This is a genomic window from Acidipropionibacterium thoenii DSM 20276 (assembly GCF_000423445.1).
GTDB classification, from domain to species: Bacteria; Actinomycetota; Actinomycetes; order Propionibacteriales; family Propionibacteriaceae; genus Acidipropionibacterium; species Acidipropionibacterium thoenii.
Map to the genome: position 1 here is coordinate 121727 of NZ_AUHZ01000008.1, position 9229 is coordinate 130955.

Sequence of the window (9229 nt, forward strand, 5' to 3'; positions counted from 1 at the left end):
GGTGCGGTTCGGCCGTCCTTCCTACACTTGGGGCCATGCGCATCGCAATCGGGGGTTTCGCCGGCCTGCTGGGCAGCGCGCTGGTCACTCAGTTGCGGAAGGAAGGTCACGAGGTCGTGACCCTGACCCGCCACGAGCCGATCGAGCCCAGTGACAGACGGTGGGACCTCGACACCCTGTCCATCGCCCCGCCCTTCCTCGATGACGTCGACGCCGTCATCAACCTGGCCGGAGAGCCCATCGCCACAGGCAGGTGGACCCCTCAGCAGAAGGACCGGATCCTGTACTCCCGGCTCGACACCACCCGGATCGTCACCCGGGCCCTGGAGAGTTCTGCGCGGTGCAAGACATTCCTCAACGGTTCGGCGGTCGGCTACTACGGGCCGCACGGTGACGAGTGGGTGTCGGAGTCCGACCCGGCCGGCGAGGGTTTCCTCGCCGACGTCTGCCGTCAGTGGGAGGCCGCGGCCGCCGAGGCCCCGGACGGCGTCCGCGTGGTGATGCTGCGCACCGGACAGGTGATCTCCCCCAGGGGAGGGTTCCTGGCCAAGCAGCGCCCGATGGCTCGGCTGGGACTGGCCGGACGGATGGGATCGGGGCGCCAGTACCTCTCCTGGATCAGTCTTCGCGACCACGTCCGGGTGATGATCGCCGCCCTCACCAACCCCGAGATCGTCGGTCCGATCAATCTGGTGGCGCCGACACCGGTCACCAACGCCGAGTTCATCACCGCCTACACGCACTACCTCCACCGCCCCCACCTGGTGCCTCTGCCCACCCCGGCGGTCCGGGCGGTCTTCGGCTCCCAGCTCGTCGAGGAGGCCCTGCTGGCGGGTCAGCGGGTCCGCGGCGGGGTCCTGGAGAGGATCGGTTTCGAGTTCGACGATCGCACCATCGACAGCGCGATCGACGTCGCCGAGCGGGGAAGAAGTTGAGCAGCCAGAACTCCCGACCGCAACCCGTCGTCACCTACACGCTGATCGGCATCTGCGTGCTGGTCTGGCTTGTCGAACTCGCCGATCGCAATGTCATCAACGACCTCGCCCTGAGCCCGGCCGCCGGGCGCGTCGAGCCCTGGCGGTTCCTCACCTCGGCCTTCGCCCATTCGCTCAACATCACCCACGTCGGCTTCAACATGCTGGCGCTGTGGTTCCTGGGCCGTGGTATCGAACCTTTCCTGGGCCGGGTTCGGTTCGCCGTCAGCTATCTGCTGTCGGCCCTGGGCGGCTCGGTGCTGTTCATCCTGATGGCCTCTCCCGCCGAGACCGGGACGGCCATCGTGCCCGGCTGGTACGACGGGATGGTCGGGGCATCCGGCGCCATCTTCGGGCTCTTCGGCACCCTGCTCATCCTCCAGCGGCGTCTCGGCGGCTCCACCCGTGGCCTGTGGACGGTTCTGGCACTCAACGCCGCACTGGTCTTCCTCATCCCCGGCATCGCATGGCAGGCCCATGTCGGTGGCTTCCTGGCCGGTCTGATGACCGGGGTGATCTTCTTCGAGGACGCCAAGCGGATCCGCCAGGGCCACCGACCGATGACCTGGTGGGCGCTCGCCGGGATGCTGGTGCTGATGGCGGGGCTGGTGGTCCTCAAGTACGCGATCACCCCTGTGGTGGGGTGACGGGCGGCCAGGGAGTCCTCTCGTCGATCACGATGTCGGCCAGCCGCCGGGGGTGGTGACGCAGCCAGTGCAGCTCCTCCTGCACCGCCCACATCGCCCAGTGACGGGCGAAGACCTCACCATCGCGGGCCAACGCCCTCTGCTTGCGGGTCCCGGCATCCATCTGGCACCAGATCCGGGTGGTCGCCAACGCCGCGGTGGCCGGGGTCAACGCCCCGCAGCACTCGATGAGGAGGGGCTCGTCGGGGTCCAGCTCCCGGCGGGTGCCCGGAGCGTTCGCCGACCAGTCCCAGCGGGTGTAGCCGGGATCGTGGCGGGCCAGGATGTGGTCGGGGATGAGCGTCCAGGCAGCCGACAGACCGGCCCAGCCCGGGTAGAAGTCATCGTGGACCAGCTGCCAGGGCCGTCCTGAGCTCGCCTGGAGAACCGGGACCAGGGCATCTGCCAGGGTGGACTTGCCCGACCCGGAACCACCGTCGATGAGCACCACCGGGCGTCGCGGCCGGTTGCCAGCGCTGGCCCTGGTGGCGTCGGCCAGGATCTGGCCGGCGAGCTGGTCGATCTGGTCTGGGGTCACGACCCACATGATGCCCCAGTGGTGAGGATTCCCGGCGGGCCGGTGGCCCACCGGGTGGTGGCCCCGGCATCCGGGCCTGATAAGGTTCTCGCAGTCGACAGGGGAGCACGTCAACGTGCTGAGAGTGCCGAGAAGGCAGACCCTCGAACCTGATCCGGGCCCGCAGCAGCGGGGCGAAACCGGCGTAGGGAGTCGAGATTCTCTCCAGGCTCCGTGCGGCGCCTCGAGGAGGCCCCGCTCGGGGTCAGACCCCTCCATATGGAGGAGAGCCAGATGTTCAGGATTCACAAGAGATGCCAGGGGCTGGCCGTGCTGGTCGCCGCAGCGATGGCGCTGACCGGCTGCGGTTCATCGGGATCGGGGTCGTCGGCCTCGCCCTCGGCCAGCGGCTCGGCGCAGTCCAAGGATGTCACCATCATCACCCATGACTCGTGGAACATGAGCAAGAGTGTCATCGCCGAGTTCACCCAGCAGACCGGCTACCGGCCGAAGTTCATCTCCCAGGGAGATGCCGGCGCCGTCGTCAACCAGATGGTGCTCACCAAGGACTCGCCCCTGGGAGACGCCGTCTTCGGCATCGACAACACCTTCGCCGGCCGGGCCGTCAGCGCCGGGGTGCTGGACTCCTACACCCCCTCCGCACTGCCCGCCTCGGCCGAGTCGGCCACCCAGGGGACCGACGGCAGGCTCACCCCGATCGACCAGGGCGATGTCTGCATCAATGCCGACGACGCCTGGTTCGCCGCCAGGAAGTTGACCCTGCCGGTCACTCTCGACGACCTGACCAAGCCGGCCTACAAGAATCTGCTGGTGGTCTCCAGCCCGGCGACCTCCTCGCCAGGGATGGCCTTCCTGGCTGCGACCGTCGGCGCCAAGGGGGAGAACGGCTGGCAGTCCTACTGGACCAGCCTGAGGAACAACGGCGTCAAGGTCGACAAGGGCTGGGAGGACGCCTACAACGTCGACTTCAGCGCGGGGGAGGGCAAGGGCAAGTACCCCCTGGTGCTGTCCTACTCGACCTCCCCGGCCTTCACGGTGAGCAAGGACGGAACCACCACCTCCACCTCGGCGCTGCTGCAGACCTGCTTCCGCCAGACCGAGTACGCCGGCGTCATCCACGGCGCCAGGAACCCGGCCGGAGCCAAGGCCTTCATCGACTTCCTGCTGTCCAAGCGGGCCCAGGCCGACATCCCCGGGCAGATGTACATGTATCCGATCGACTCGACGGTCCCGCTGCCGGCCGAATGGAAGAAGTTCGCCCCGTTGGCCTCCGATCCGATCAAGGTCGACCCCGAGACGCTGTCGGCCAACCGCAACAGCTGGATCAAGGAGTGGACCGAGACGGTGCAGGGATGAGGTCCTACCGGCCGGCCCAGTGGGCATGGCGCGCCTGCTGGCTGGCCGCCGGGCTGGTGGCCGTGGGGTTCCTGGTGGTCTTCTTCGCCGCCCCGGCGGTCAACCTCGTCGCCCAGGGATTCACCGACGAGAACGGCCGCCCGACCCTGTCGGTGATGGTCCAGACCTTCGCCTCGGCGCGGACCTGGCGAATCATTCGCTTCACCATCGGGCAGGCCACCCTGGGCACTCTGATCTGCCTGCTGCTGGGGCTGTTCGGCGCACACCTGCTGTACCGGGTGAGCTGGCCCGGCCGCACCATCGTGAGAGGACTCGTCTCGGTGCCCTTCGTGCTGCCCACGGTGGTGGTCGGCGTCGCCTTCCGGACCCTGCTGGCCGCCAACGGCCGGCTCGGTTTCCTGGGCCTGGACGGCTCCTGGCAGGCGATCACCGCGGCCCTGGTGTTCTTCAACTATTCGGTGGTGGTGCGCACCGTCGGCTCCACCTGGGCGCAACTTGATCCCCGCAGGGCAGACGCCGCGCGGGCCCTGGGGGCCGGCCCGGTGCGGGTCTGGTGCACCGTCACGCTGCCCGCCCTGGCCCCCGCGATCGCCTCGGCCGCAGCCGTCGTCTTCCTGTTCTGCGCCTCGGCCTTCGGCGTCGTGCTGGTGCTCGGCGGCACTCGGTACTCCACCCTGGAGACCGAGATCTACACCCAGACCGTGGAGTTCCTCGACCTGCCGGCGGCCTCGACCCTGGCGATCGTGCAGCTGGCGCTGACCGGAACCTGCCTGTTCCTGTCGGGCCGGGCCCAGCAGCGCCTGCAGCGCTCCCTGGGCAACGCCTCCCCGGGGCCGCTGAAGTTCTCGGGACGCCGCGACGGACTGCCGGTGGCGGTCACCGCGGCGGTGATCCTGGTGCTGCTGATGGCTCCGATCCTCACCCTGGTGGAGCGCTCCTTCCAGCTGGGCGATGCCTGGTCGCTGGCCAACTACCGGGCGTTGATGGCCACCGGGGATGATTCCGGGATGGCGACCAGCGTCTGGCAGACCCTGGTCAACTCGCTCACCACCGCGGTGTGGGCCACGATGCTGGCGGTCGGGCTGGGTGCGGTGGTGGCCCTGCTGCTGTCGCGGCGTCCGAGGAGCCGCTGGGGCAGGGCCGGGCTGTCGATCGGGGATGCCGCGTTCATGCTGCCGCTGGGGGTCTCGGCAGTGACTGTCGGATTCGGCTTCCTCATCACCCTGGACCGCCCGCCGCTGGACCTGAGGTCCTCTGCGGTGCTGGTGCCGATCGCCCAGGCGATGGTCGCGATCCCGCTGGTCATCCGGGTGCTGCTGCCCGCGGTGCGGGGCATCGACCCGCGCCAGCGGGAGGCGGCAGCGGCGTTGGGAGCAGCACCCTGGCGGGTGCTGGGGACCGTCGACCTGCCGGTGCTGGCGCGCGGTCTGGGACTGGCGGTGGGATTCGCCTTCTCGACCTCCCTGGGGGAGTTCGGGGCAACGTCATTCCTGGCCAGACCCGACCACATGACACTGCCGGTGGCGATCGGAAGGCTGATCTCCCGGCCCGGGGAGGCCAACTACGGGATGGCGATGGCCTCCTCGGTGCTGCTGGCGGCGATGACGGTGATCGTGATGAGCATCGCCGAGAGACTTCGACCCCCGGAGGTGACGTCATGGTGAGGCGGATCGGTGAGGGAGGCCAGGCGGGCCTGTCGGTTCAGGATCTGACGGTGAGGTACCTGCCGGGGGGCCCGGCGGCGGTCGATGGGGTCAGCCTGGATGTGGCCCCCGGCCGGTTGATCGCCCTGCTGGGAGCCTCCGGGTCGGGCAAGTCCTCGCTGCTGCGGGCGGTCGCGGGGTTGGTGACCCCGCAGTCGGGGCGGGTGCTGTGGGACGGCGAGGATGTCACTGGGGTGCCGGTCCACCGCCGCGGCTTCGGCCTGATGTTCCAGGACGGCCAGTTGTTCCCGCACCGCGATGTGGCAGGAAATGTCGGTTATGCGCTGACCGGCATGCCGAGGGCCAGACGCCGTGCCCGGGTGGCCGAGCTGCTGGAGCTGGTCGGTATGGCGGGCTTCGAGAAGCGGGCCGTCCAGGAGATCTCCGGCGGTCAGGCGCAGCGGGTGGCGCTGGCCCGGGCGCTGGCCGCCAAGCCGCGGTTGCTGCTGCTCGATGAGCCGTTGTCCAGCCTGGACAAGGCGCTGCGCTCCCGGCTGGCGGCCGATATCCGGGCGATGGTGCGGAGTACCGCCACGACGACGATCCACGTCACCCATGACCAGGACGAGGCCTTCGCGGTGGCCGACCTGGTCGGCGTGATGGAGGCCGGCCGGCTGGTGCAGCTCGACACTCCTTCTGAGCTGTGGAACCACCCGGCCGATGAGGCCGTGGTGGAGCTGCTGGGACAGGGGCCAGTGGTGGCTGCCGAGCAGATGGCGCTCTGGTTCGGGGTGCGGGTCGAGGGCCCAGTGGCGCTGCCGGTCGGATCGCTGCTGGTGGAATCCGGCGTTGCCGGCCCCGGGCAGATCAGGGTGGAGGTGGCGTCCTCGCGGTTGGTGAGGGGCCGCACGGAGGTGGAGGTGAGGCTGCCGGACGGGCGCCTGGCGGCGGCCACCGGCGGTGGGGGGATGGACCGAGCGGAGTTCGTCGATCTCATGGTGGACGCCAAGGCCCTGGTTCATGTGGGACCGAGATACTGACGGACCGGCGGTGAGCAAGACCAGGAGGGGCAGACCGGATGAGTTCTTCTGGTGCTGCACACGGCCATGGTGGGCCGGCCGTTGCGCGCGTGCTGGTGGTGTGGTGGTAGATCGTCAACGTCTTGCTGCCGCTGGGCGCCGAGATCGGCATGGGGCTGGAGCTGGCCATTGCGCTTCGGGTCGGGACGGGTGCCGAGGTCGCCGCTCAGCCCTCGGTCCGTGACGGTCGCGGCGATACCGGCGCCGTCCCACACATCAGTCCTGCCGCGTTGACTCCAGGGCCCACCACACCAGCGGGGGCTGGAGGAGCAGCCGGTTGCGGCGCTTCTCGTCGGTGTCGAGCAGAGGTGCCGCATCCAGGTGATTCTCGTACTGGTGGATGTTTCCCGGGAAGACGGCGGTGAAGAGCAGAGCGGCCAGCCGGCCGAAAGCCTTCTGGTGACGACCCGAGAGCACACCGAGTCCGACCGCCAGCTCGGCGAGCCCGGAGATCACGACGGTGGTGTCCTTGTCGCCCGGCATCCAGTCCGGCACGGCGATCTGGAATCCCTTGCGGCCCGAGGTGAGGTGCAACACTCCCATCACGGCGAGGAATCCTCCGAGAACGACTCTGCTGGGGGTGCGCAGTGGGTGCTGATGGCTCATCGAAGGTCTCCTCGCTGCTTGATCGCCCAGCCCGGTCCGTGAGCAGCCTGGCATGCGGCACTCAGCGTAGCCCCACCCTCAGCATGGTTGGTTCCAGATGTGGTCTCTCCCGAGCTCCGCCAGGATTGGTCGTCGGCCCTCGCCGATCAGAGCGCGCCGGTGCCGAACTCCTACCGACTCCTACGATTGACCGGCCCGCGCGGCATGCTCGGGGTGATACGAACGGAGCGGGAGCGCGATGAAGGCCACCGATCCGGAGTACGAGAGAGCTGCCGGAAAGATCAAGGAGGCTATCGGCACACTCACCGGAGACAAGGGCATCGAGACCGAGGACCGCGCCCAGAAGCTGAAGGGGCGGGTTACGGGTGCAGGTGACGATGCCAGAGCCGGACTCGCAGCTGCGGCGCAGCGCCTCACGAAGGGGGAGAGTCGTGACTGAACTCACCGAGCAGGATGTCATCACGAGACTTCGCGACTGCCGGCGGAGCTGGTCCGGGTCGAGCCCAGGTGACCTTCGGAGGAGAGGGCGGCACAACTAGGGTGCGTCACATGGCGCACACCGTTCTTCTCCCCACCGAGTTGGTCACCAGGTACCAGGTGGTCGACCGGGAACTGGTCGGTGCACCCGCCGATGTGGTGGACACCCCCTCCCACCTCGATGAACTGGAGCGCGACATCGCGGCCAACGGCATTCGCGAGCCCCTGGATCTGGCCTTCAACCGAGAGTTCGCCACCCTGGACGGGCATCACCGGCTGGCCGTGGCGCGGCGACTCGGCCTCCCGGTGGTGCCGGTGGCACTGAGGAAGCTGCCCCTGACTCCCCGGCCGTGGTGGGCCCAGGACATGGACCCGCGGGACCTCCGCCTCCTCGACGCCGAGTGGTTGGCGGCTGCCCACACCAACTGATCGGTCACGGGACGAGGATGGACGCCGCGCCCCTCAGACCGCCATCTGGCTGGTGTTCCACAGCCGCCCCCCGGCGCCCGGGCCGCATTCAGGTTCGTGGCCGCCAACCTGTCTGCGCTGTCCGGGAGCTGATGATCCTTGTCATTGCTTGCGTGAGCTATTATCTGCTTGCATGAGCAACGACCGGCGTGCGGAACCCACACCTCGAGGCCGAGGGAGGGGACGATCGATCACCGAGTGGGTCCGGCGGCAGCAGATCGTGGAAGCGGCCATCGCCACGATCGCCGAGGTCGGCATCGGCTCGGCGTCGTTCGCGCGGATCGCGCAACGCGCGGGCCTGTCGAGCACGGGGATCATCTCGTATCATTTCGCAGGGCGAAGCGACCTCATCAATGCGGTCGTCGCACGAGTCGTCGCCGACGGTCAGGCGTACATCGGGCCGCGAATCAGAGCTGCCGAGCCCGGCGCCGATCAGTTGCGCACGTACATCACCGCGAACCTGGAGTTCATGGCTGAGAACCCCGACGGCATCGTTGCGGTTGCTGATGTGCTGAGTGTGCGAGATGCCGACACTCAGAAGTCCCCGTATGCCGAGTTCCACACTGCTGGAATCGAACATCTCAGCGACTTCTTCCAAGAAGGTCAGAAGAAGGGATTGTTCTGTGAGTTTGATACGTCGGTGATGGCGCTGGCGATTCGCGCCGCCATCGATGAGGCGGGGTATCGGTGTCGTGCTGAACCGGATTTCGACCCGATAATGGTCGGCAATGAGTTGGCGGAACTGTTCGTGCGAGCGGCGGCCGTTGAGCCGGTGACCGGCAGCGGGGGGTGACGTTGTGATTGCGCCAGCGTCGTCGGCCATTCTCGTGATCCTGCTGTTCACCGTGTTGGTGCTGTGGCATCCGCTACGACCACGCCCGCTGGCGAGTGCCGCGTTCGTCATCAGCTACACAGTCAGCGACGCGGCGGGGCTGGCACTGATCGTTGTTGCTGTGTCCACAGCGGTCCTCGTTGTCGGCGGACAGGATTGTGTGGATCATTCGATGACTGGCATCGCGGCGGTGGCCTCGGTGGGCCTGGCGCTTGTCATTCATCGGAACCTGGCGGCACGATCGATTGTGGCCGCCTCCGTCGCTGATGATCTCGGCATGGAACTTCCACCACGCTCGATCCTGCGCGACGTACTGCACCTGGCGATGCCATTGACTGTTCGGCCACTCGGCATCGTACGGGTCCACAACGTTCAATACGCGGATACTGGTCGGCGAGGTCGTGTGGACGCCTACCACAGCCGGGATCGCAAGCAGTCACCGCGCCCGATCCTGGTGCACTTCCACAGCGGTCAGTGGACTGCTTGCCGTTTCTCGGACACGCCCAAACACTTGGTTTCAGGCCACCTGACGTGATTCCCTGTACTCCGCCTCAATCTCATTAGGGGTCC

At 68.0% G+C, this 9229-nt stretch carries 11 protein-coding genes and 1 riboswitch; of the genes, 9 read left to right on the forward strand and 2 right to left on the reverse strand.

From position 1 onward, the window contains the following. Nucleotides 1-35: 35 nt before the first annotated feature. Nucleotides 36-935 (forward strand): TIGR01777 family oxidoreductase, encoded by a 900-nt coding sequence (locus tag G554_RS0103640; RefSeq protein ID WP_027586842.1) that lies wholly within the window; start codon nucleotides 36-38, stop codon nucleotides 933-935. Next, the gene (locus tag G554_RS0103645) at nucleotides 932-1621 is read left to right on the forward strand and encodes a rhomboid family intramembrane serine protease (protein WP_027586843.1); all 690 of its coding nucleotides are present in this window, start codon (nucleotides 932-934) and stop codon (nucleotides 1619-1621) included. Before G554_RS0103640 ends, G554_RS0103645 begins: the two co-directional genes overlap by 4 nt. Here the strand turns inward: G554_RS0103645 and G554_RS0103650 are convergent. Further along, nucleotides 1602-2198: a nucleoside/nucleotide kinase family protein gene (locus G554_RS0103650; RefSeq protein ID WP_425393332.1), complete on the reverse strand. Its 597-nt coding sequence runs from the start codon at nucleotides 2196-2198 to the stop codon at nucleotides 1602-1604. The two genes, G554_RS0103645 and G554_RS0103650, sit on opposite strands and share 20 nt — an antisense overlap. A gap of 89 nt (nucleotides 2199-2287) precedes the next feature. Beyond that, nucleotides 2288-2406, forward strand: a riboswitch (TPP riboswitch). Between the two features lie 65 nt (nucleotides 2407-2471). On the opposite strand from G554_RS0103650, the gene G554_RS0103655 reads away from it, so the two are divergent. Genes G554_RS0103655 through G554_RS14490 form a run of 3 tightly spaced genes read left to right on the forward strand, consistent with a single transcriptional unit; the run spans nucleotide 2472 to nucleotide 6237 of the window. Then, nucleotides 2472-3554, forward strand: coding sequence for a thiamine ABC transporter substrate-binding protein (locus G554_RS0103655; RefSeq protein ID WP_027586845.1), 1083 nt, complete (start codon nucleotides 2472-2474; stop codon nucleotides 3552-3554). Next, nucleotides 3551-5218 carry an ABC transporter permease gene (locus G554_RS14485; protein ID WP_036924398.1) on the forward strand — a complete coding sequence of 556 codons (1668 nt, stop codon included), beginning with the start codon at nucleotides 3551-3553 and terminating at the stop codon, nucleotides 5216-5218. The genes G554_RS0103655 and G554_RS14485 overlap by 4 nt, the downstream gene beginning before the upstream one ends. Continuing rightward, a complete protein-coding gene (locus G554_RS14490) occupies nucleotides 5212-6237 on the forward strand; it encodes an ABC transporter ATP-binding protein (RefSeq protein ID WP_036924401.1) in 1026 nt (341 codons plus the stop codon). Before G554_RS14485 ends, G554_RS14490 begins: the two co-directional genes overlap by 7 nt. 255 nt (nucleotides 6238-6492) lie before the next feature. Here G554_RS14490 and G554_RS0103670 read toward each other — a convergent pair whose 3' ends face one another. Continuing rightward, nucleotides 6493-6882: a DoxX family protein gene (locus G554_RS0103670; protein ID WP_027586846.1), complete on the reverse strand. Its 390-nt coding sequence runs from the start codon at nucleotides 6880-6882 to the stop codon at nucleotides 6493-6495. Nucleotides 6883-7120: 238 nt separating this feature from the next. Between G554_RS0103670 and G554_RS14495 the strand changes: the two genes are divergently transcribed. The 4 genes from G554_RS14495 to G554_RS14505 all read left to right on the forward strand — a co-directional run bounded on the left by G554_RS14495 (nucleotide 7121) and on the right by G554_RS14505 (nucleotide 9194). After that, entirely contained in the window at nucleotides 7121-7321 is a 201-nt protein-coding gene (locus G554_RS14495) for a CsbD family protein (protein WP_036924402.1), read from the forward strand. A 110-nt stretch (nucleotides 7322-7431) separates the two neighbouring features. Next, a complete protein-coding gene (locus G554_RS0103680; RefSeq protein ID WP_027586847.1) occupies nucleotides 7432-7788 on the forward strand; it encodes a ParB N-terminal domain-containing protein in 357 nt (118 codons plus the stop codon). Nucleotides 7789-8047: 259 nt separating this feature from the next. After that, nucleotides 8048-8620, forward strand: coding sequence for a TetR/AcrR family transcriptional regulator (locus G554_RS14500; protein ID WP_051232356.1), 573 nt, complete (start codon nucleotides 8048-8050; stop codon nucleotides 8618-8620). Nucleotides 8621-8624: 4 nt separating this feature from the next. Continuing rightward, on the forward strand, nucleotides 8625-9194 hold the full coding sequence (locus G554_RS14505) for a hypothetical protein (protein WP_036924404.1): 570 nt from the start codon (nucleotides 8625-8627) through the stop codon (nucleotides 9192-9194). Nucleotides 9195-9229: the final 35 nt, after the last annotated feature.